Annotated in this window: 22 protein-coding genes and 3 tRNA genes; 4 read left to right on the forward strand and 21 right to left on the reverse strand. The window is 71.7% G+C overall.

Annotated elements, in window-relative coordinates:
• Nucleotides 1–74: 74 nt before the first annotated feature.
• The 3 genes from rpoB to rplJ form a co-directional block, all read right to left on the reverse strand.
• Entirely contained in the window at nt 75–3,617 is a 3,543-nt protein-coding gene (gene rpoB, locus DNK53_RS00430) for a DNA-directed RNA polymerase subunit beta (RefSeq protein WP_110180375.1), read from the reverse strand.
• 333 nt (nt 3,618–3,950) lie between these two features.
• Nucleotides 3,951–4,343, reverse strand: coding sequence for a 50S ribosomal protein L7/L12 (rplL, locus tag DNK53_RS00435; RefSeq protein WP_110180376.1), 393 nt, complete (start codon nt 4,341–4,343; stop codon nt 3,951–3,953).
• Nucleotides 4,344–4,424: 81 nt separating this feature from the next.
• Nucleotides 4,425–5,069 carry a 50S ribosomal protein L10 gene (rplJ, locus tag DNK53_RS00440; protein WP_110180377.1) on the reverse strand — a complete coding sequence of 215 codons (645 nt, stop codon included), beginning with the start codon at nt 5,067–5,069 and terminating at the stop codon, nt 4,425–4,427.
• Nucleotides 5,070–5,350: 281 nt separating this feature from the next.
• Between rplJ and DNK53_RS00445 the strand changes: the two genes are divergently transcribed.
• The gene (locus DNK53_RS00445; protein WP_162599685.1) at nt 5,351–6,334 is read left to right on the forward strand and encodes a DnaB-like helicase C-terminal domain-containing protein; all 984 of its coding nucleotides are present in this window, start codon (nt 5,351–5,353) and stop codon (nt 6,332–6,334) included.
• On the opposite strand, the gene DNK53_RS00450 is transcribed toward DNK53_RS00445, so the two are convergent.
• The 6 genes from DNK53_RS00450 to DNK53_RS00475 all read right to left on the reverse strand — a co-directional run bounded on the left by DNK53_RS00450 (nt 6,331) and on the right by DNK53_RS00475 (nt 9,528).
• Complete coding sequence (locus tag DNK53_RS00450) at nt 6,331–6,837, reverse strand: DedA family protein (protein ID WP_110180379.1); 507 nt, start codon at nt 6,835–6,837, stop codon at nt 6,331–6,333. The genes DNK53_RS00445 and DNK53_RS00450 overlap by 4 nt on opposite strands.
• 87 nt (nt 6,838–6,924) lie before the next feature.
• The gene (gene rplA / locus DNK53_RS00455) at nt 6,925–7,644 is read right to left on the reverse strand and encodes a 50S ribosomal protein L1 (protein ID WP_110180380.1); all 720 of its coding nucleotides are present in this window, start codon (nt 7,642–7,644) and stop codon (nt 6,925–6,927) included.
• Between the two features lie 85 nt (nt 7,645–7,729).
• Nucleotides 7,730–8,158 carry a 50S ribosomal protein L11 gene (rplK, locus tag DNK53_RS00460; RefSeq protein ID WP_110180381.1) on the reverse strand — a complete coding sequence of 143 codons (429 nt, stop codon included), beginning with the start codon at nt 8,156–8,158 and terminating at the stop codon, nt 7,730–7,732.
• 94 nt (nt 8,159–8,252) lie between these two features.
• Nucleotides 8,253–9,092: a transcription termination/antitermination protein NusG gene (nusG, locus tag DNK53_RS00465; protein WP_204163688.1), complete on the reverse strand. Its 840-nt coding sequence runs from the start codon at nt 9,090–9,092 to the stop codon at nt 8,253–8,255.
• 40 nt (nt 9,093–9,132) lie between these two features.
• Complete coding sequence (gene secE / locus DNK53_RS00470; protein WP_110180382.1) at nt 9,133–9,399, reverse strand: preprotein translocase subunit SecE; 267 nt, start codon at nt 9,397–9,399, stop codon at nt 9,133–9,135.
• Nucleotides 9,400–9,455: 56 nt separating this feature from the next.
• Nucleotides 9,456–9,528, reverse strand: a tRNA-Trp gene (locus tag DNK53_RS00475).
• Nucleotides 9,529–9,646: 118 nt separating this feature from the next.
• Between DNK53_RS00475 and DNK53_RS00480 the strand changes: the two genes are divergently transcribed.
• Nucleotides 9,647–10,882, forward strand: a complete 1,236-nt coding sequence (locus DNK53_RS00480) for a pyridoxal phosphate-dependent aminotransferase (protein ID WP_110180383.1) — start codon at nt 9,647–9,649, stop codon at nt 10,880–10,882.
• Between the two features lie 14 nt (nt 10,883–10,896).
• Nucleotides 10,897–11,940, forward strand: a complete 1,044-nt coding sequence (locus DNK53_RS00485; RefSeq protein WP_110180384.1) for an adenosine deaminase — start codon at nt 10,897–10,899, stop codon at nt 11,938–11,940.
• A gap of 9 nt (nt 11,941–11,949) precedes the next feature.
• On the opposite strand, the gene DNK53_RS00490 is transcribed toward DNK53_RS00485, so the two are convergent.
• From DNK53_RS00490 to DNK53_RS00545, 12 genes are all read right to left on the reverse strand, one after another.
• The gene (locus DNK53_RS00490; protein ID WP_239456286.1) at nt 11,950–13,026 is read right to left on the reverse strand and encodes a UDP-N-acetylmuramate dehydrogenase; all 1,077 of its coding nucleotides are present in this window, start codon (nt 13,024–13,026) and stop codon (nt 11,950–11,952) included.
• Complete coding sequence (locus DNK53_RS00495; protein WP_110180386.1) at nt 13,019–13,444, reverse strand: MaoC/PaaZ C-terminal domain-containing protein; 426 nt, start codon at nt 13,442–13,444, stop codon at nt 13,019–13,021. The genes DNK53_RS00490 and DNK53_RS00495 overlap by 8 nt, the downstream gene beginning before the upstream one ends.
• Nucleotides 13,441–13,845, reverse strand: coding sequence for an FAS1-like dehydratase domain-containing protein (locus tag DNK53_RS00500; RefSeq protein ID WP_110180387.1), 405 nt, complete (start codon nt 13,843–13,845; stop codon nt 13,441–13,443). The genes DNK53_RS00495 and DNK53_RS00500 overlap by 4 nt, the downstream gene beginning before the upstream one ends.
• 80 nt (nt 13,846–13,925) lie before the next feature.
• On the reverse strand, nt 13,926–14,096 hold the full coding sequence (gene rpmG / locus DNK53_RS00505) for a 50S ribosomal protein L33 (RefSeq protein ID WP_110180388.1): 171 nt from the start codon (nt 14,094–14,096) through the stop codon (nt 13,926–13,928).
• Nucleotides 14,097–14,143: 47 nt separating this feature from the next.
• Nucleotides 14,144–14,217, reverse strand: a tRNA-Met gene (locus DNK53_RS00510).
• 46 nt (nt 14,218–14,263) lie between these two features.
• Nucleotides 14,264–14,336: transfer RNA gene (locus DNK53_RS00515), tRNA-Thr, on the reverse strand.
• 49 nt (nt 14,337–14,385) lie between these two features.
• A complete protein-coding gene (locus DNK53_RS00520) occupies nt 14,386–15,786 on the reverse strand; it encodes an amidase (RefSeq protein WP_110180389.1) in 1,401 nt (466 codons plus the stop codon).
• Between the two features lie 26 nt (nt 15,787–15,812).
• Complete coding sequence (locus tag DNK53_RS00525) at nt 15,813–17,408, reverse strand: HNH endonuclease signature motif containing protein (RefSeq protein ID WP_110180390.1); 1,596 nt, start codon at nt 17,406–17,408, stop codon at nt 15,813–15,815.
• A 115-nt stretch (nt 17,409–17,523) separates the two neighbouring features.
• Nucleotides 17,524–18,225: an LrgB family protein gene (locus DNK53_RS00530; protein WP_239456287.1), complete on the reverse strand. Its 702-nt coding sequence runs from the start codon at nt 18,223–18,225 to the stop codon at nt 17,524–17,526.
• A complete protein-coding gene (locus DNK53_RS00535) occupies nt 18,222–18,623 on the reverse strand; it encodes a CidA/LrgA family protein (protein ID WP_110180391.1) in 402 nt (133 codons plus the stop codon). Before DNK53_RS00535 ends, DNK53_RS00530 begins: the two co-directional genes overlap by 4 nt.
• Before the next feature lie 16 nt (nt 18,624–18,639).
• The gene (locus DNK53_RS00540) at nt 18,640–19,212 is read right to left on the reverse strand and encodes a DNA-3-methyladenine glycosylase I (RefSeq protein WP_110180392.1); all 573 of its coding nucleotides are present in this window, start codon (nt 19,210–19,212) and stop codon (nt 18,640–18,642) included.
• Nucleotides 19,213–19,279: 67 nt separating this feature from the next.
• On the reverse strand, nt 19,280–20,275 hold the full coding sequence (locus tag DNK53_RS00545; RefSeq protein WP_162599687.1) for a pirin family protein: 996 nt from the start codon (nt 20,273–20,275) through the stop codon (nt 19,280–19,282).
• A gap of 128 nt (nt 20,276–20,403) precedes the next feature.
• Between DNK53_RS00545 and nemA the strand changes: the two genes are divergently transcribed.
• Complete coding sequence (gene nemA / locus DNK53_RS00550) at nt 20,404–21,519, forward strand: N-ethylmaleimide reductase (RefSeq protein ID WP_110180394.1); 1,116 nt, start codon at nt 20,404–20,406, stop codon at nt 21,517–21,519.
• Nucleotides 21,520–21,525 lie beyond the last annotated feature (6 nt).

Here is a 21,525-nt window from a genome sequence, read left to right on the forward strand (position 1 = left end):
CCTTTGTGAGTTCGTTGCAAGTGTGAGGGGACCGAGTGGGGCGGCGCGCCCGGTGGGGCGCGCCGCCGGCGCACTCAGACTTCTTCGACCGAGCTGGGCTCGCGCCGGGACAGGTCGATGCCGAGCTCCTCGGCCGCCCGGAAGACGTCCTCCTCGGCGTCCTTCATCTCGATGGTGGAGCCGTCCTGGGACAGCACCTCCACGTTGAGGCAGAGGGACTGCATCTCCTTGATGAGGACCTTGAACGACTCGGGGATGCCCGAGTCGGGGATGTTCTCACCCTTGACGATGGCCTCGTAGACCTTGACGCGACCGGGCACGTCGTCGGACTTGATGGTCAGGAGCTCCTGCAGGGCGTAGGCCGCGCCGTACGCCTCCATCGCCCAGACCTCCATCTCGCCGAACCGCTGGCCACCGAACTGCGCCTTGCCACCCAGCGGCTGCTGCGTGATCATCGAGTACGGGCCCGTCGAACGCGCGTGGATCTTGTCGTCGACGAGGTGGTGGAGCTTGAGGATGTACATGTAGCCCACCGAGACCGGGTCCGGGAACGGCTCGCCGGAGCGGCCGTCGAACAGGTTGGCCTTGCCGGTCTCGTCGATCATCCGCACGCCGTCGCGGTTGGGGTTCGTCGCCCCCAGCAGCCCGGTGATCTCGTCCTCGCGGGCACCGTCGAAGACCGGGGTCGCGACCTTCTGGCCGGCCGGGCTCTTCTCGGCGTGGATCGACATGAGCCGCTCCTGCCACTCGGCGGAGCCGCGGTCGTCGTGCAGGTCGAGGTCCCAGCCCTGCTTGGCCAGCCAGCCCAGGTGCAGCTCGAGGATCTGGCCGATGTTCATGCGTCGCGGCACGCCCAGCGGGTTGAGCACCACGTCGACCGGGGTGCCGTCCTCCATGAACGGCATGTCCTCGACCGGCAGGATCTTGGCGATGACGCCCTTGTTGCCGTGACGACCGGCGAGCTTGTCGCCGACCGAGATCTTCCGCTTCTGGGCCACGTAGACGCGGACCAGCTGGTTGACGCCGGGCGGGAGCTCGTCGCCGTCCTCGCGGTCGAAGACCCGGACGCCGATGACGGTGCCGGACTCGCCGTGCGGGACCTTCATCGAGGTGTCGCGGACCTCGCGGGCCTTCTCGCCGAAGATCGCCCGGAGCAGCCGCTCCTCCGGGGTCAGCTCGGTCTCGCCCTTGGGGGTCACCTTGCCGACGAGGATGTCACCGGTGGTGACCTCCGCGCCGATCCGGATGATGCCGCGCTCGTCGAGGTCGGCCAGGCCCTCCTCGGAGATGTTCGGGATGTCCCGGGTGATCTCCTCGGGGCCGAGCTTGGTGTCGCGGGCGTCGACCTCGTGCTCCTCGATGTGGATCGAGGTGAGGACGTCCTCCTGGACCAGCCGCTGGCTGAGGATGATCGCGTCCTCGTAGTTGTGGCCCTGCCACGGCATGAACGCGACCAGGAGGTTGGTGCCCAGCGCCATCTCGGCGTTGTCGGTGCACGGCCCGTCGGCGATCGGCGAGCCGACCTCGACCCGGTCGCCCTCGACGACCAGCGGGCGCTGGTTGATGCAGGTGCCCTGGTTGGAGCGGCGGAACTTCGCCATCCGGTAGGTCTGGTAGGACCCGTCGTCGTTCATCGTCTCGATGGCGTCGGCGGAGACCGACTTGACCACGCCGGCCTTCTCGGCCACGACCACGTCACCTGCGTCGACGGCGGCGCGGTACTCCATGCCGGTGCCGACCAACGGGCTGTCGCTGCGGATCAGCGGCACGGCCTGGCGCTGCATGTTGGCGCCCATGAGCGCGCGGTTGGCGTCGTCGTGCTCGAGGAACGGGATGAGCGCGGTGGCGACCGAGACCATCTGACGCGGCGAGACGTCCATGTAGTCCACGTCGGCGGCCAGGATCTCGGAGACCTCGCCGTCCTTCTGGCGGACCAGGACGCGCTCCTCGACGAACCGGTCGTCGGCGTCGAGCTGCGCGTTGGCCTGGGCGATGACGTAGCGGTCCTCGTCGTCGGCCGTCAGGTAGTCGATCTTGTCGGTGACGACGCCGTTCTCGACCTTGCGGTAGGGCGTCTCCACGAAGCCGAACGGGTTGATCCGCCCGTAGGAGGCGAGCGAGCCGATCAGGCCGATGTTCGGGCCTTCCGGGGTCTCGATCGGGCACATCCGGCCGTAGTGCGAGGTGTGGACGTCACGGACCTCCATGCCCGCGCGGTCGCGGGAGAGACCACCGGGGCCGAGCGCCGAGAGGCGACGCTTGTGGGTCAGGCCCGCGATCGGGTTGGTCTGGTCCATGAACTGCGAGAGCTGCGAGGTGCCGAAGAACTCCTTCAGCGCCGCGACGACCGGACGGATGTTGATCAGGGACTGCGGCGTGATGGCCTCGACGTCCTGGGTCGTCATCCGCTCCCGGACCACGCGCTCCATCCGGGCGAGGCCGGTGCGCAGCTGGTTCTGGATCAGCTCGCCGACCGTCCGCATCCGGCGGTTGCCGAAGTGGTCGATGTCGTCGGCGTACACCTTGACGGGCTTGTCGTCGTGGCCGATGACCACGTTGCCCTGCGGGTCGACGAGGTCGACCGGCTCGGCCGGCGCGCCGCTGGCGTGCAGCTGCACGATGTAGCGGATCGCGTTGACGACGTCGTTGATCGTCAGCGTCTGCTGGTCGAACGCCTCGGTGAGGCCGAGCTTCTTGTTGATCTTGTACCGGCCGACCTTGGCCAGGTCGTAGCGCTTCGGGTTGAAGTAGTAGTTCTTCAGCAGCGTCAGCGCGGCCTCGCGCGTCGGGGGCTCGCCCGGGCGGAGCTTGCGATAGATGTCGAGGAGGGCGTCGTCGGGGCCCTGGGTGTTGTCCTTCTCCTCGGTGAGCTGGATCGACTCGTACTGACGCAGCTCGGCCATGACCGACTCGTAGTCGTACGGCTCGCCCTCGTAGCCCTCCTCGCTCGCCAGCGCCTGGAGCGCCTTGAGCAGGACCGTGACGTTCTGCTTGCGCTTGCGGTCGAGGCGGACGCCGACCAGGTCGCGCTTGTCGATCTCGAACTCGAGCCAGGCGCCGCGCGAAGGGATGACCTTCGCGGTGTAGATGTCCTTGTCGGACGTCTTGTCGGCGGTGCGCTCGAAGTAGGCGCCCGGGGAGCGGACCAGCTGCGAGACGACGACGCGCTCGGTGCCGTTGATGATGAAGGTGCCCTTCTTCGTCATCATGGGGAACTCGCCCATGAAGACGGTCTGGGCCTTGATCTCGCCGGTCGTGTTGTTCATGAACTCGGCCGAGACGTAGAGGGGGCGGGAGTAGGTGAAGTCCTTCTCCTTGCACTCCTCCTCGGTGTACTTCGGGTCCACGAAGACGGGGTTCTCGAAGGACAGCGACATGGTGTCGTTGAAGTCCTCGATCGGGGAGATCTCCTCGAAGATCTCTTGGAGGCCCGACTTCTCCGAGACGTCCTCGCCGGCGGCGCGGCGGGCCGCGACGGTCTCCTCCCACTTCTCGTCTCCGATCAGCCAGTGGAAGCTGTCGGTCTGGAGGGCCAGGAGGGGCGGAACCTCGAGGGGCTCCTTGATCTTTGCGAAAGAGGTGCGACGGGGGTTACCAGCAGAGCTGCGCGCGGCCAAGATGCGTCCTTCGAATCATCGCTGAAGGTGAAGTGGCGCCACCCACCACTACAGCACCCGTCCGGTCCGGGTGAGAGCATATGAGGGCAGACGCAAAGAAGGATCTTAGCCCAAGGGTCGCACGCAGGACAAACCCCCGATGGGGGCCTCGGACTGACGATGCAGCCGGAGGAGCCGTGCGGTTGCGGAAGATGATGACCCGCCGCGGCGCGAAGGTCAAGCAGCGCGGCCGGGCGGGTCATGGAACCGGCGGGCGGCAGGGACGCGAGAAGGCGGCCACCCCGGGGGGTGGCCGCCTTCGCGGTGGTGCAGGTGTCCCCTAGGGGACGGGCGTCACTTGAGGGTGACGGTGGCGCCGGCGCCCTCGAGGGACTCCTTCGCCTTCTCGGCGGTGGCCTTGTCGACCTTCTCCAGGATCGCCTTGGGGGCACCCTCGACGAGGTCCTTGGCCTCCTTCAGGCCGAGGGAGGTCAGGGCGCGCACCTCCTTGATGACGTTGATCTTCTTGTCGCCCGCGGCCTCGAGGACGACGTCGAACTCGTCCTGCTCGGCGGCGGCCTCGCCACCGGCAGCGGCGCCACCGGCGGCCGGGGCGGCGGCCACGGCGACGGGGGCGGCGGCGGTCACGCCGAAGGTCTCCTCGAACTCCTTCACGAACTCGGAGAGCTCGATGAGGGTCATCTCCTTGAACGCGTCGAGGAGGTCAGCGGTGCTGAGCTTCGCCATGGTTGGCGTTTCCTTCCATTCGTTGGTCGGACCGGGGTGCCGGGCCGACCGGGGGTTTCAGGTGGTGGTGGTACGACGCCGTCAGGCGTCGGTGGCCTCGGTCGCCTCGTCGGACGACTCGGCCGGGGCCTCCTCGGCAGCGGGGGCTGCAGCCTCGTCGGCAGCGGCCTCCGGCGCCGGCGTACCGGCACCACCTGCGAGGATCGAGGGGTCCTGCTCGGCCTTCGCCTGCAGGGCGCCGGCGAGCCGGGCAGCCTGCGCGAGCGGGGCGTTGAGCAGGTAGACGGCCTGGGACAGGGAGGCGAGCATCGCGCCCGCCATCTTGCCCAGCAGCACCTCGCGCGACTCGAGGTCGGCCAGCTTGGCCACCTCCGCCGCGTCCAGGGTGTTCCCGTCCAGGACACCGCCCTTGATCACAAGGGCGGGGTTCGCCTTGGCAAAGTCACGCAGACCCTTGGCCGCCTCCACGACGTCACCGCTGATGAAGGCGATGGCGGTGGGACCGGTCAGCAGGTCGTCGAAGCCTTCGATGCCCGCCTCGTTGGCGGCCAGCTTGGCCAGCGTGTTCTTGACCACGGCGTAGTTGGCGTTCTCGCCGAGGGAGCGCCGCAGGTCCTGCAGCTGCTTCACGGTGAGACCGCGGTACTCGGTCAGCACAGCGCCGGCGGACTCGTTGAAGGACTCAACGATCTCCGCGACGGCTGCTGCCTTCTCTGGCCGCGCCATGGGTCTCCTTCCGGACTACGTCGAAGACTGTCGGCGGCACCGGAATGACGAACGCCCCGGGCACAGGGCCCAGGGCGTGGACCGGATCTCTCCGGCTTGCTCCGGAACCTGCGCTGGCCGTCCGCTTCGCGGAACCTTCGACCGACTCGCCACGAGTGGAGGGCCGGTCACCGGCGGTCTCTGGTTACGCGAGAACTGTAGGCGCACCGGGCGACGGCGCCAAATCCTCGATCCCGCCTCCTCGCCGCCGCGGCTGTGGTGAAATCTCGGACGTGGAATCGATGAACTCCCTGCACGAGGTGCTCGAGCGCGTGGACGCCCGGCTGCTCTCCCCGGGCTCGGACGTGAGGATCTGGTCCACGGGCTTCCCCCTGCTCGACGACGCCCTGGGCGGCGGCCTGCGGGCCGGCTCCCTCAACCTGCTGGCAGGCTCGCAGGGCGAGGGCAAGACGACCTTCGCCCTCCAGATCGCCCGCCACTGCGCCCGCCACGGCCGCCCGGTGCTGTTCTTCTCCTTCGAGCTCGAGGCCGAGGTGCTCCTGCAGAAGGTGATCGCCGCCGAGGCCGCCGACTCCGGCGTCGAGGGCCCGATCTCGGTCTACCAGGTTCGCGCCGCGTTCGAGGACGCCGACGGCGTCGAGGGCGGCCTGCCGGAGCGGCTCGGTCGCTTCCCCGGCGGGCTGGACGCCCTCACCACGGTGAGCGAGTACGCGCCCCTGCTCACCATCCACCGCTCCACCACGACCCACACCCACCTCGACGTCATCTCCTCGGCGGTCAAGGAGGTGCTGGCGGAGCACGGCGAGTCGCCGCTCGTCGTCGTCGACTACCTGCAGAAGGTGCGCCCCGTCGCCGACATGGACGAGGAGCAGGCGATCACCCACGTGACCGAGCGGCTCAAGGACGTGGCGATCGAGTTCGACTGCCCCGTGCTGGCCATCTCCGCCTCCGACCGTGCGGGCCTCGAGCCGGGGCACCGGATGCGCGCGCGCAACATGAAGGGGTCGACCGCGCTGGCCTACGAGGCCGACGTCGTGCTGATCATCGCCAACAAGGCCGACATCGTCGCCCGCCACCACCTGATGTACTCCGCCAACAACGGCGAGCACTTCAAGGAGTGGTCGGTGCTGACCATCGAGAAGAACCGCTCGGGCCGCACCGGCGCCGAGATCGAGTTCCGCAAGCAGTTCGCCTACGGCCGGTTCGTGCCGCAGGGCGAGGTGGTCACCGAGAAGCTGGTCGACGAGCGGGTCTTCACCGACTAGTCGGCGCTGGTCGGCGTCGGCGGGCTGGTCGGCGTCGGCGGGCTGGTCGGGACCAGCCCGCGCTCGGCCAGCCGCGAGGCGAGCAGGACCAGGCCGACGAGCACCGCCCCGCCGAGCCACCACCGCCAGTCCCCCAGGCCGAGAGCGCCCCAGAGCACCGACATCCCGACGGTGGTGTAGATCGTCGCCCACGTCGCCGCGCCGAGGACCAGGGCGGGGACGAAGCGGGACAGCGGCATCCGCAGCAGCCCCGAGGCGACCAGGACGGCCGACTGCACCCCCACCGTGAGGTGGGCCAGGGTGACGGCCGGCGCCCCCAGCCGGCGCACGGCCGCCTCGGCCCGGAGCACGACCGGACGGTCGGCCAGGCCCCGCCGCCCGGCGTCGAGCCGGCGCACGCGGCGGCCGACCCAGTGCATGAAGCCGCCCCGGCACAGCGCCCCGAAGCAGAAGAACGCCCAGAGCGCCACGAACGGCCACTCCGACCCGACCCAGCGGTCCATGACCCCAGTCTGCTCCCTGCCCCGGACGCACCGAGGGCCGGCCTCCCCTCGGGGAGACCGGCCCTGCGGCGTACGGCGGGTGAGCGGTCAGGCCTGCTCGTCGTCCTCGACCGCGACGTTCTTGGTGCGGTTGGGGTCGACCTGGATGCCGGGGCCCATCGTCGTGGAGACGGTGACCTTCTTGACGTAGCGGCCCTTGGAGCTGGCCGGCTTGAGCCGCAGCACCTCCTCGAGCGCCGCGGCGTAGTTCTCCGCGAGCTGGACCTCGGAGAACGAGGCCTTGCCGATGATGAAGTGCAGGTTGGCGTGACGGTCCACGCGGAACTCGATCTTGCCGCCCTTGATGTCGGTCACGGCCTTGGCCACGTCGGGCGTGACGGTGCCGGTCTTCGGGTTCGGCATGAGGCTGCGGGGGCCGAGCACGCGGCCCAGGCGGCCGACCTTGCCCATCATGTCGGGCGTCGCGACGACGGCGTCGAAGTCGAGCCAGCCGCCGTTGACCTTCTCGATGAGCTCGTCGCCACCGACGAAGTCGGCGCCGGCCTCACGGGCGGCCTCGGCCTTCTCCGCGTTGGCGAAGACGAGGACGCGGGCGGTCTTGCCGGTGCCGTGGGGCAGGTTGACGGTGCCGCGCACCATCTGGTCGGCCTTGCGCGGGTCCACGCCGAGGCGCATCACGACGTCGACGGTCTCGTCGAACTTCTTCTTGCTGGTGTCCTTCGCGATCTTGATCGCGGCCAGCGGGGCGTGGAGCTCGTTCTTGTCGAACTTCTCCGCCGCCGCGCGGTAGGTCTTGCTGCGCTGCATGTCTGGTACTCGATTCTTTCCAGTGTGGTCGGTGAGCCAGCGCGGCTCTGCCACGGGGTGTCGATCAGGTGGGCCGTGCGGGTGGTCAGTCGGTGGTGATGCCCATGGAGCGGGCGGTCCCCTCGACGATCTTCATGGCGGCCTCGATGTCGTTGGCGTTGAGGTCGGGCAGCTTGGTCTGCGCGATCTCGCGGACCTGGTCCTTGGTCAGCTTGCCGACCTTCTCCTTGTGCGGGACGCCGGAGCCCTTGGCCAGGCCGGCGGCCTTCTTGATCAGCTCCGCGGCCGGCGGGGTCTTCGTGATGAAGGTGAACGAGCGGTCCTCGTAGATGGTGATCTCCACGGGGATGACGTTGCCGCGCATGGACTCGGTCTGCGCGTTGTACGCCTTGCAGAAGTCCATGATGTTCACGCCGTGCGGACCGAGGGCGGTACCCACGGGCGGCGCCGGGGTGGCGGAGCCGGCCTGCAGCTGCACCTTGACCAGGGCAGCGATCTTCTTCTTGGGGGGCATCTTCGAATGCTTCCTTCGCTTCGTGCGTCGTGGTCTTGTCGAGCCGGGCACGTTCCCGGCTCTGCCACCTGGGTGTTGCTGTGCTGCGCCCGGGTCAGACCCGCTGGATCTGGCTGAAGCTCAGCTCGACCGGGGTCTCCCGGCCGAAGATCTCGACGAGGGCCTTGACCCTCTGCGACTCGGCGTTGATCTCGGTGATCGTCGCGTGGAGCGTGGCGAACGGGCCGTCGACCACCATGACGGAGTCGTTGACGTCGAAGTCGGCCACCTCGACCGGCTTCTTCGCCGCCGCGGGGGCGCCGCCCGACTTGCCGCCGGCGGCCTCGGCCTCGGCCTCGGCGACGGCCACGGCGCTGGGCGCCAGCATCGACTCGACCTCGCTCAGCGAGAGCGGGACCGGGTTGTGGCTGTGGCCGACGAAGCCGGTGACCGACGGCGTGTGCCGCACGGCGGACCAGGACTCGTCGGTGAGGTCCATCCGGACGAGGACGTAGCCGGGCAGGACGGTGCGGGTGACCATCTTGCGCTGGCCGTTCTTGATCTCGGCGACCTCCTCGGTCGGCACGACGATCTCGTGGATGTACTCACCCATGTCGAGGGCCTGGATGCGGTTCTCCAGGTTGGCCTTGACCCGCTTCTCCATGCCGGAGTAGGTGTGCACGACGAACCAGTCGCCCGGCTTGGCCCACAGCTCGCGGCGGAACTGCTCCAGCGGGTCGTCCTCGTCGGCGTCCTGCTCGGCCTCGGACTGCTCGGCGTCGGCGTCGGCGTCGGCGTCGGCCTGCTCGGCCTCGGACTGCCCGGCGTCGGGGTCGACGTCAGCGTCGGTGTCGACGTCGCCGACGAGGTCGCCCTCGGCCTGCTCGACGTCGGTGGGCTCGGTCGCCTCGAGCTCGGCCTGCTCGGCCTCGATCGAGTCGTTCTGCTCAGACACGTGCTGCTCCGTCAGTTGGTTTCGCTGTGGGTGGTGCCGGTCACAGCTTGCTGTCGCCGGCGAAGATCTCGAAGACCAGGTTTCCGAACGCGAGGTCCAGGCCCGAGATCAACGTCATCATCACCAGGACGAAGACCATCACCACGATGAAGTAGGTGACGAGCTGCGACTGGGTCGGCCACACGACCTTGCGGAGCTCGGCGACCACCTGCCGGATGAAGGTCACCGGGTCGGTGCGGGTGTTGCCCGTGTCCTTGGCGGGGCCCTTGCCACCGCGTGGCTCGGGTGCCGCCTTCGTGTCAGACACGTTCGGGCCTCCATCGGGGTGTGTGACGAGTTCTGCTGCAGACGTGTTGCGCCTTGCAGGGCACGAGGGACTTGAACCCCCAACCTTCGGTTTTGGAGACCGATGCTCTGCCAGTTGAGCTAGTGCCCTCCGGTCGGTTCCTGCTCCGACGCGCCCGGGGAGGGCATGCCGCAGCATGTGGAGAAACCACCAGACGAGGAGTGTACGGGGACGCCGACCTCTCGTCCAAACGCCCTACGATGTGGCCATGAGTGAGTCCCCCACCTCGAGCCCGTCCACCGGCAACCCCCGCGACCGTCGAGTCTCGCACCGGATCGGCGCCATCGCCGAGTCCGCGACGCTCAAGGTCGACGCCAAGGCCAAGGCGCTCAAGGCGGAGGGTCGCCCCGTCATCGGCTTCGGCGCCGGCGAGCCCGACTTCCCCACCCCCGACTACGTCGTCGAGGCCGCCGTCGAGGCGTGCCGCGACCCGAGGAACCACCGCTACACCCCCGCCGGCGGGCTCCCCGAGCTCAAGAAGGCGATCGTCGAGAAGACCCGCCGCGACAGCGGCTACGAGGTCACCCCCGCCCAGGTGCTGGTCACCAACGGCGGCAAGCAGGCCATCTACGAGGCCTTCGCCGCGATGCTCGACCCGGGCGACGAGGTGATCGTCCCGGCGCCGTACTGGACGACGTACCCCGAGGCCATCGCGCTCGCCGGCGGCGTGCCGGTCGAGGTGCTCGCCGACGAGACGCAGGACTACAAGGTCACCGTCGAGCAGCTCGAGGCGGCCCGCACCGAGCGCACCAAGGTGCTGCTCTTCGTCTCCCCCTCCAACCCGACCGGCGCGGTCTACACCGCCGACGAGATCCGGGCGATCGGCCAGTGGGTCGAGGACCACGACCTGTGGGTGCTGACCGACGAGATCTACGAGCACCTCGTCTACGACGGGGTGGAGACGGGCTCGCTGCCGGTGCTGTGCCCGTTCCTCGCCGACAACTGCGTGGTCGTCAACGGCGTCGCCAAGACCTACGCCATGACCGGCTGGCGGGTCGGCTGGATCATCGGCCCCGAGGACCTCGTCAAGGCAGCCGGCAACCTGCAGTCGCACGCCACCTCCAACGTCGCCAACGTCTCGCAGCGGGCCGCCATCGCCGCCATCGAGGGCGACCTGGCCGCCGTCGAGGAGATGAAGGTCGCCTTCGACCGCCGCCGGAAGAAGATCGTGGAGATGCTCAACGAGGTCGAGGGCATCTACTGCCCCACCCCGCAGGGCGCCTTCTACGCCTACCCGTCGGTCAAGGGGCTGCTCGGCCGCGAGCACGGCGGCCGCACGATCGAGACCTCCGCCGAGCTGGCGGAGTACATCCTCGACCAGGCGGAGGTCGCCGTGGTGCCGGGCGAGGCGTTCGGCTCGCCGGGCTACCTGCGTCTCTCCTACGCCCTGGGCGACGAGGACCTGGTCGAGGGCGTCTCCCGGATCCAGAAGCTCTTCTCCTGACGGCCGACGGCACCGTGACGGCCGCCGCGGCCCGGCGGGACCTGCTGACCCTGCCCAAGGCCCACCTGCACCTCCACTTCACCGGCTCCATGCGGCACGCCACGCTGCTGGAGCTGGCGGAGCGGGACGGCATCGCGCTGCCCGACTCGCTCGTCTCCGACTGGCCCCCGCAGCTGTCGGCCGCCGACGAGAAGGGGTGGTTCCGCTTCCAGCGGCTCTACGACGTCGCCCGCTCGGTGCTGCGCACCGAGGGCGACGTCCGGCGCCTGGTCCGCGAGGCCGCCGAGGACGACGTGCGCGACGGCGGCCGGTGGCTGGAGATCCAGGTCGACCCGAGCGGGTACGCCGCCCGGTTCGGCGGGATCACCGCCTTCACCGACCTGGTGCTCGACGCGGTGGCCGACGCCTCGCGGAGCACCGGGCTGGGGATCGGCGTGGTGGTGGCCGCCAACCGCACCCGGCACCCGCTGGACGCCCGCACCCTGGCCCGGCTGGCCGCCCAGTACGCCAGCCGGGGCGTGGTGGGCTTCGGGCTCTCCAACGACGAGCGCCGGGGCCGCACGGGCGAGTTCGCGCCCGCCTTCCGGATCGCCGAGCGGGCCGGGCTGATGCTGGTCCCGCACGGCGGTGAGCTGCGCGGGCCCGAGCACGTCCGGGTCTGCCTCGACGAGCTGCGCCCCGACCGGCTGGGCCACGGCGTCCGCTCCGCCGAGGACCCGCGCCTGCTGGAGCGGATCGTCGAGAGCGGGACCGCGCTCGAGGTCTGCCCGGTCTCCAACGTGGCGCTGGGCGTCTACTCCGACCTCACCTCGGTGCCGCTGCCCGAGCTCGTGGCCGCGGGGGCGACGGTGGCGCTCGGCGCCGACGACCCGCTCCTCTTCGGCTCCCAGCTCGCCGGGCAGTACGCGACGATGCGGGCCGCCCACGAGCTCACCGACGCCCAGCTCGCCGAGCTGGCCCGGATGTCGGTGCGGGCGTCCCGGATGCCGTCCGACCTGCGGGAGCGCACCCTCGCCGAGGTCGACGCCTGGCTCGCGGCGCCGGCCGACCCGCAGTGACCGGCCGCCTCAGAGCGAGCAGCCGACGAGCACGGGCTCGTTGACCAGCTCGACCCCGAAGGACTCCCGCACCCCGTCGCGGACCGCGCGGGCCAGGGCCAGCAGGTCGGCGGTCGTCCCGCCGCCGCGGTGGGTCAGGGCGAGGGTGTGCTTGGTGGAGAGGCTCACGGGGGCGCCCAGGGTGTAGCCCCGGCCGAAGCCGGCGTGCTCGATCAGCCACGCCGCGCTGGTCTTCACCCGGCCGTCGGGCTGGGCGAACCGCGGGGCGCCCGGGGGCAGCGTCTCGGCCTGCTCGGGGGCGAGGAGCGGGTTGGTGAAGAACGAGCCCGCGCTCCAGGTGTCGTGGTCGGCCTCGTCGAGGACCATCCCCTTGCCCGCCCGCAGGGCCAGCACCGCCGCGCGCACGTCGGCGAGAGGGGCGCGCTGCCCCACCTCGACGCCCAGCCTGCGGGCGAGCTCGGCGTACCCGACCGGCGCCGAGAGCGAGCCGGTCACGAGCTGGAAGGCGACCTCGAGGACGACGTACCGCCCCGGCTCGGCCTTGAAGCGGCTGTGCCGGTAGCCGAAGCCGCAGTCGGCGGCGGCGAAGGTCCGCTGCCGGCGCTCCACCCGGTCCCAGGTGCGCACCGAGGCGACGGTCTGGGAGACCTCCTGGCCGTAGGCGCCGACGTTCTGGACGGGCGTGGCCCCGACCGAGCCGGGGATCCCCGACAGCGCCTCGACGCCCACCCAGCCGCGCTCGACCGCGTGGGCCACGAAGGCGTCCCAGGACTCCCCCGCCGCGACCCTGACCACGACGCCGCCGCAGCTGGGCGCGGCCGGTCCGGGGCCGTCCTCGACGTCGGGGCGCACGCCGCGGGTGCCGACCTTGACCACGAGGCCGTCGAAGCCGTCGTCGGAGACCACGAGGTTGGAGCCGCCGGCGACGAGCAGCAGGGGGCGGCCCGCGGCGTCCGCGGTCGAGACGGCCTCGACCAGCTCGGCCTCGGTGGTGGCGACCACCAGCTCGGCGGCCGGGCCGCCCAGGCGCAGGGTGGTGTGCTCGGCGAGACGGGGAGCGCCGGTCTGCCGGGAGGCGTCAGGCACCGGGCGCCACCCGGACGACGGCGCGCGGCATCCCGAGCACCTTGCTGCCGCCGCTGGTGACCTCCAGCCCGAGGGTGACGACATGGGCGCCGTCGTCCTCGTGGCTGACGCCCTTGACGGTGCCGAGGACGCGCAGCTCTGCGCCGCCCTCGGCGGGGACGACGACGGGGTTGGTGAACTTGCAGCCGATCTCACGGACCTCGCCGCCGTCGGTCCACTCGCGGACCGCCCGGGCGACCAGCGCCATCGTGTACATCCCGTGGGCGATCACGCCGGGCAGGCCGACCGAGCGGGCGACCTCCTCGTCCTGGTGGATGGGGTTGTGGTCGCCGCTGGCGTGGGCGTAGCGGACCAGGTCCTCCCGGGTCACGGTGAACGTGTGCGCGTCCAGGACCTGGCCGGTCTCGAAGGCGGTCATGCGTCCTCCTCCCCCCGGTGGACCAGGGTGGCGTGCGCCGTGCAGACCAGCGAGCCGTCGGGCGCGGTCAGGGCGCTGGTGGTGCCGATGATGTCGTTGCCGCCGATCTGGCGGAGGCTGCTGACGGTGAGGGTGGCGACGAGGGTGTCCCCCACCTCGACCGGGCGCTCGTAGGCGAAGCGCTGCTCGCCGTGGACGATCCGGTGCAGGGCGAGCCCCTCGTTGTCGAGGAAGGCCTGCATCGCGTCGAAGGCGAGCACGATCGGGAACGTCGCCGGGGCCGGGCCGCCGTCGTACCGGTCGCCCGTGGCGGCGACGAAGTCGGCGACCGCCTCGCGCGTCACCTCGTAGGGGTCCGTGGGCGGGAAGCTGCGTCCCACCAGGGTCTGGTCCAGGGGCATGCCAGCCAAAATAGCGAGCGACCCGCCCGGTGGGACCGGGCGGGTCGGCGACGCTGGGTGCTGCGCTCCGTGCTGGGGCGTCAGCGGGTCTCGCGGTGCGCGGTGTGCGTGCGGCAGCGCGGGCAGAACTTCTTCATCTCCAGGCGGTCGGGGTCGTTCCGACGGTTCTTCTTGGTGATGTAGTTGCGCTCCTTGCAGTCCACGCACGCAAGCGTGATCTTCGGGCGAACGTCAGAGCTCTTGCTGGCCACGGGAAGTCCTTCGTCGAATGCTGAGTGTGGTGCGGTGGTCGATCTCGTAGCGAGGGCGGGACTCGAACCCGCGACACCACGATTATGAGTCGTGTGCTCTAACCACCTGAGCTACCCCGCCGCCGGGCGGGGCGCCGTACTCGACCAGAGTACGGGACCCGTCCCAGAGCCCCTTTACGGAATCGAACCGTAGACCTTCTCCTTACCATGGAGACGCTCTGCCGACTGAGCTAAAGGGGCAACGACGGAAGAGAATACACAGCCCCGACCCCAGCGAGAAATCGGCCCCTCACTCCTGGATCCTGGGCCACGGCTGGCCCTCCTCGAGGGAGTAGGCGAGGTCGAGCAGGAGGGCCTCCTGGCCCTTACCCGCGGCCAGCTGCATGCCGTGCGGGAGACCCGCGGCGGTGGTGGCCAGCGGCAGGCTCACGGCCGGGTCGCCGGTGGCGTTCTGCAGGGGCGTGAAGGCCACCCAGTCCATCATCCGGTCGATGACCTCCTCGTAGTCCCGGGTGGGGTCGAGGTGGCCGACCTTCGGCGTCTCGGTGGCGAGCGTCGGCGTCAGCGTGACGTCGTACTTCTCGTAGTGCTTGCGGGACAGCAGCTGGGAGCCGGCCATCGTCGCCATCGCGACGGGCAGCCTGTGCAGGTGGCGACGGCAGTGGCGGTCGAGGCCGAGGGTGAGGTTGTCGAGGTTCTCCGGGTTCCAGGAGGCGCCGTGGGTGCGGCGGCCGGTGCGGACCAGGAACATCGACAGCATCGACCAGTAGAGCAGGAAGTGGTCGGCGAACCAGTCCGGCACCGGCGGGTCGACGTGCTCGACCTGGTGGCCGAGGCTCTCCAGCAGCGAGGCCGTCTTGAGGGTCAGCTCGCGCACCTCCGGCGAGGAGCTGCGGCCCACGCCCTCGGTGACCACCGCGACCCGCAGCCGGCGGCCCGAGGGGCCGCGGACGTCGCCGACGGGCGGGAGCTTCGGGTTGCGGTAGATGCGCTCGGACTCGCGCAGGAACGCCGCGGTGTCGCGGACCGTGCGCGAGACCACGCCGTCGGCGACGATCCGCACCGGCATGCTCCGGTTGAGCTTGTCCTGCGGCACCCGGTCCCGGGTCGGCTTGAGCCCGACCAGGCCGTTGACGGCCGCCGGGATCCGGATGGACCCGCCGCCGTCGTTGGCGTGCGCGATCGGCACCGCTCCCGCGGCCACCAGCGCGGCCGAGCCGGCCGAGGAGGCGCCCGCGTAGTGGTCGTGGTGCCAGGGGCTGCGGACCGGCCCGAGGCGCGGGTGGTCGACGGCGCCGGAGAAGCCGAACTCCGAGAGGCGGGACTTGCCGATCGGGATGATCCCGGTCGCGAGGTACATCCGCGCGAAGTCGCCGTCGCGCTGGGCGGGCGGGGCCACGAAGGCGTCGGTGCCGTGCTGGGTCGGGAGCCCGGCCACGTCGGCGTTGTCCTTGATGACGGTCGGGATCCCGGAGAAGAAGCCGCCCCGCGGGTCTCGCGCCCGGTGCCGGGCGAGGTCGAACATCTCGACCGCCAGGGTGCCGAGGTGCTCGTCGACCTCGAGGGTGCGGGCGATGGCGGCGTCGACGAGCTCGACCGGCGTGACCTCGCCCCGGTGGAGCAGCTCGACGAGCCCGACGGCGTCGTGGTCGAGCAGGGCGTCCTCGGCGTAGGCATGGCGTCGCGTCATGCGACCGGACAGTAACCACCGGTCGTTCAGGAGTCGAGGGTGTCGGTGACCGGGACGGTCCCGTCGGGGCCGACGAGGAACCAGTGGCCGTGGGGGGTGCGCCACAGCCAGCGGACCCGGTCGACCTGCCAGACCCGGACCCCGGCGTGGGTCTTCCACCGGTGGTGGCGCCGGCAGAGGGGTTGGGAGTTGTGGGTGCCGGTCTGGCCCGGCGGGCCCGTGGCCGACCAGGGTTGGGGGTGGTCGTGGTCGACCCGGCGACCCTGGTGGCGCGACCAGGGGAACCGTTCCCCGCCCGCGCGGAGCCAGACCCGCTCCTTGAGGCGGTCGGTGTGCTCGTAGGCGGTGCCTCGGACCTCCTCGGCCAGGTTGACCACCGGCTGCAGCTCCACGTGCGCGTGGCCCAGCAGCTCGGCCAGCCGCGCCACCAGCAGCGGGCCCAGCTCCTCGACCCGGGCCACCGAGGCCTCGGCGTCGACCAGGCCCTGGGCCGTCACGTGGACGTGCACCCGGGCCGTGGGGCGCAGCTGGGCCGGGTCCACGCACCGCAACGCGGCCAGCAGGTCGGCCGGGAACGCCAGTGCCCGCGACACGGACCGCCCGCCCGGGTCGCCCGGCTCTCCCGGCTCGTCGGTTTCGCCGGGCTCCTTGTCGGGCTGGTCGGGCTGGTCGGGGTGGTTGTCGGGGTGGTGCTCCAGCAGCAGGGTCAGAAGCCCCGCGGGGCGGGCCAGCCACCCGAACGCCTCGGAGCGCAGCTGGTCATGGGTGGGCCGTTCGTCGGCCGGCACACCCGCGGCGCAGAGACGTTCGCGGAGGATCTCGGCGACTCGCTCGACCATCGCCTCGACGTAGACCGCGTCCCCGGCCTGGACCCGGGCGATCACGTGCCGCAGGCCGGCCTCGTCGCTCCGCCCCACCGCGACGTACCTGCGCGCCCGCTCCAGCGCGACCCGGTGGGCGTGGGCCTCGGGGTCGGCCTCGATCACCTTCGCCGCCGCGACCTCCAGCACCCTCGCCGGGGACTCCCCGGCGATGATCCGCGCCACCGCGGCGTCCACCACCCCCACCACGTCGGCACCCAGGTGACGCGAGGCCACCGCGACCCGCCGCGCCACCCACGCCTCGGCCTCGCCCGCCCGGACCCGCGCCCACGTCAACGGCAGGCGATGCTGCAGGTCCAGCACGTCAGCGACCGCCGACCGCTGCGTGGACCACCCACACCCCCGCACCAACGCCAGCTCGCCGATGCACAGGTCCCGCACCCACGGCGTCCCCTCGCCACCCAGGCACACCAACCGGTCCATCCGCGACGCCGTCGGATCCTCGGCCGGGTCACCGCCGTGCAACAACGCCCACCGGGCCGCCAGCTCCAGCTCAGCCACCTCAGCCGCCCGCCGGACGCGCAGCTCCGCCTTCGCCGCCGCCAGCACCCCCGCAGCGTCCAGGTCGTCCAGCGGCACCCGCGGCTCCCCCGGCTCGTCACCCCAAGAGCCTGCGAGCGACGTCGTGCCGGCGCCGGTCATGAGCCCCAGCGTCGAGACCAACGCCCCGGGCACGTCCCGGACCGGGGGCACCTCACCGACGCCCGAGAAATCGGGCAGCAGGAGCGGTCGCCGGGCCATGCCCCATTCTCCCTCGAACACATGTTCGATTGCAAGACCCAAAAGGACCCTGTGGACGACCACCCATTCAGGCTCGCGCCGCCCCCGAGCGCGGCGCCGCGCGGGCGTCAGGTTGTCACAGCAGCCACAGGACGAGCGGCAGCAGCAGGCTGGTCGCCAGCGCGGTGAGCCCCATCGAGAGCCCGGAGAAGGCGCCCTCGGTCTCGTCCTCGTGCAGCGCCCGCGACGTCCCGATCCCGTGCGACGAGGCGCCCATCGCCAGCCCGCGGGCCCGCCGGTCCCGCACCCGGGCCAGTGTGAGCACGGTCGGGCCCGCGACGGCGCCGAGCACCCCGGCCACCACCGTCACGACGGCGGTCAGGGCCGGGATCCCGCCGACCTGCTCGGAGAGGGCGATCGAGACCGGGGTGGTCGCCGCCTTGGGCGCGAGGGTGAGGGCCAGCTCCTCTCCCCCGCCCAGCAGCCGCACCAGGCCGTGGGCGCTGACGATCGACACCACGGCCCCGAGCGGGACGGCCACCAGCATCGGCCCCACCACGCCGCGGAGGCGGCGTACCTGTCGGTGCAGCGGGACGGCCAGCGCGACCGTCGCCGGGCCCAGCCAGAAGCTGATCAGCCGGGCCCCGTCGGCGTAGACGGCGTAGTCGACGTCGGCGATCGTGAGGAAGAGCACCGTCACCACGATCGCCACGAGGACCGGCTGGGCCACCGGGTGTCCGCCGGTCCGATCCCGCAGCTGCAGCCCCAGCTGGTAGCCCAGCAGGGTGACCAGGAGCATCAGCAGCGGCGAGGAGACGAGCTCGCGCCACTCGCTCACGAGACGCTCCCCGGGGCGTCGTCGGAGGCCGCCCGCCGGCCCAGCAGCGCGACCGTCCACCCGACGACGAGCAGGCCGGCGAGCCAGGAGCCGGCGAGGGCGACGGCGATCGGCAGGGCGTCATCGCGCAGCACGCCGAGGTAGACGACGACCCCGACCCCCGCGGGCACGAAGAAGAGCTGCAGGTGCTTGAGCAGCACGTCGGCGGCGCGCAAGGTGCCGGAGGCGGAAGGCAGGGTGCCGGAGGCTGGGTCGTCGGGCGGCGTCCGCCGCAGCTGGAGGAACCCGAACAGCAGCACCATGCCGACCACCGGACCGGGCACCGGCAGCGCGGTCAGCCGCACGAGCACCTCTCCGACGAGCTGGCAGCCGAGCAGGACGGTGAGGCCCCGCAGCATCAGGACGCCCGCAGCATCAGCAGGCCCCGCGCCGGTGGCAGCCGGGCAGGTGGGGGTCGAAGAGGCCGACGGCCTCCATGAGCGCGTGCATCGTGGTGGGCCCGACGAAGGCGAACCCGGCCCGCTTGAGCGACTTCGAGAGCGCGACCGACTCGGGCGACGTCGTCGCGGCCTGGGGCTCGACCGGCGAGGCGGGCCGGTGGGCCAGCACCAGCGCCTCCAGGCCGCCGTCGGCGCGGAGCGCGACGGTCGCCCGGGCGTTGGTGATGGCGGCGTCGACCTTGCGGCGGTTGCGGACGATGCCGGCGTCGGCCATCAACCGCTCGACGTCCCGCTCGTCGTACGCCGCCACGGCGTCGGCGTCGAACCCGGCGAACGCCTCCCGGAAGGCCGGGCGCTTGTTGAGGATCGTCAGCCACGAGAGCCCCGACTGGAAGGCCTCGAGGGTGATCCGTTCGAGGTACGCCGACTCCCCCTGGACCGGCACCCCCCACTCGGTGTCGTGGTAGGCCAGGTTGACCGGGTGACCCACCGCCCAGGGGCAGCGGGCGACGCCGTCCGGACGGGTGACCACCGAGAGCTCGCTCATGGCCGGGAGTCTGCCACCGGCCGGGGACGTCCCCGGGCGCGCCGCGAGCGGGCTGTGGAGAACCGGGTCAGCGACGCCGCTTCAACCGCGCGTTGGGCATGGTGGGGGCCGGCAGCGGCGGAAGGTGCTGCCCCTCGACCACCCCGAACCGGCCCGGGACCACCTCGGTGCTGTTGGTGACCAGCTCGCCGTCGCGGTGGAGCTGGGCCTGCCACTCGTCCCGGAAGCCGACGATCTCCTCGTGGGTGCGGCCCACGAAGTTCCACCACATCATGATCTCCTCGCCGAAGGGCGGCCCGCCGATCAGCACCACCCGCGCCTCGTCGTGGCACTCCAGGCGCAGCGAGCGCCGCCCCGGCCCGAGGTAGACCAGCTCGCCGGGCTTCACCTCCTGGCCGTCGACGCTGACGTGGCCGACGTCGAGGAGCACGCCGTGCTCGTGGTCGGGGTCGACGTCGACGTCGAGCGCGGCGCGGTCGGCGAGCATCACCTCGGCCCCCACCAGCGGGGTGTGGGTGGTCACCGGCGAGGTGTCGCCGAGCAGCGAGCCGACGAAGACGCGCCCTTCCCAGCCCGGCCCGCGGATGGCGTCGGGGACGTAGTGCTCGAAGCGGGGCTCGACGTCGCGGGACCCCTCGGGCAGCGCGAGCCAGAGCTGGACGCCGTGCAGCACGTCGCTGGCCGGCGTCGAGACCTCGGAGTGGCTGATCCCGCGGCCGGCGGTCATGAGGTTGAACTCGCCGGGACGCACCATCGCGTGCGCGCCCGAGGAGTCCATGTGCTCGATCTCGCCGGTGAAGAGCCAGCTCACGGTCGCCAGCCCGGTGTGGGGGTGCGGCGGCACGCGCATCCCGCCCGTCTCGGAGACGTCGTCGGGGCCGTAGTGGTCCAGGAAGCACCAGGCGCCGATGAGCGAGCGGTGCCGCTGCGGCAGCGTCCGCCGCACCCGCATCCCGCGCGGCCCGCCCAACGGGACCTCCCGGGGCGGCATCACCTCGACCGCGACGTCGGTGGGCCCGTGGCTGATCGCCTGCTCGGCAGGGCGCGGCTCAGGGTTGGTCACCGAGTGCTCCTCCCGACGCAGACGTACGACGTCCATCCTCCCGTGCGACGCAAGCCCGCCGACGGGACCGCACGCCGGTGAGACGCCCGGACGGAATAGTCGACCGGCCCGGCGGTGTTCGACACCCCATGACCTCCACCGACGCTCCCGCCGACCTCAGCCGACTGCTCGAGCCCCTCGACCTCGGCGCCGTCAAGGCCCGCAACCGTGTCTTCCTGGCGCCGCTGACCCGGATGCGCGCCGAGCAGCCCGGCGACCTCGTCGGCGACCTGCACGTGGAGTACTACCGCCAGCGCGCCACCGCCGGCCTGGTGATCAGCGAGGGCACGCAGATCAGCGAGGAGGCCAAGGGGTACGCCGACACGCCGGGCGTGCACACCCGCGAGCAGGCCGCCGCGTGGCGCCGCGTCACCGACGCGGTCCACGACGAGGGCAGCGTCGTCGCCGCCCAGCTGTGGCACACCGGCCTGGTCGACCACGAGTCGCTGCACGGCGGCCGGCCGCCGGTCTCCGCCTCGGCCGTGCAGGTCCGGACCCGCACGAGCCTCAAGGACGAGCAGGGCCGCATCGTGCGCGCCGACGTGCCCGTCCCGCGGGCGCTGGAGACCTCCGAGATCCCCCGGCTGGTCGACGACTACCGCCGCGCCACCGCCACCGCGCTCGAGGCGGGCTTCGACCTCGTCGAGATCCACGCCGCCCACGGCTACCTGCTGCACCAGTTCCTCTCCGCCGTCACCAACCACCGCACCGACGCCTACGGCGGCTCGCTGGAGAACCGGCAGCGGGTCGTGCTCGAGGTGGTCGACGCCCTCGTCGCCGAGGCCGGGCGCGGCCGCGTCGGCATCCGCGTCTCGCCGACCGGCAAGTTCAACGGCCTCGAGGACGCCGCCGGCGCCGAGGAGGGTCTCGACCTGGCGGCCCGGCTGGCCGAGCGCGACCTCGCTTACCTCCACCTCTCCGAGCCCGACTGGGCCGGCGGGCCCGCCCTGGACGACCAGTGGCGCGAGCGGCTGCGGGCGGCGTACCCCGGGACCCTCGTCGGCGCCGGGTCGTACGACGCCGCGAAGGCCGTGCGCCTCATCGACGCCGGGCTGATCGACGCTGCGGCGTTCGGCCGGACCTTCATCGCCAACCCCGACCTGCCGACCCGGCTCGCGACCGGCGCGCCGCTCAACCCGCAGCGGCCGGAGACCTTCTACGGCGGCGGCGCCGAGGGCTACACGGACTACCCGACCCTGGGCTGACCGGCG

This window comes from Nocardioides solisilvae (assembly GCF_003194625.1).
In the GTDB taxonomy this organism is placed as follows: domain Bacteria; phylum Actinomycetota; class Actinomycetes; order Propionibacteriales; family Nocardioidaceae; genus Nocardioides; species Nocardioides solisilvae.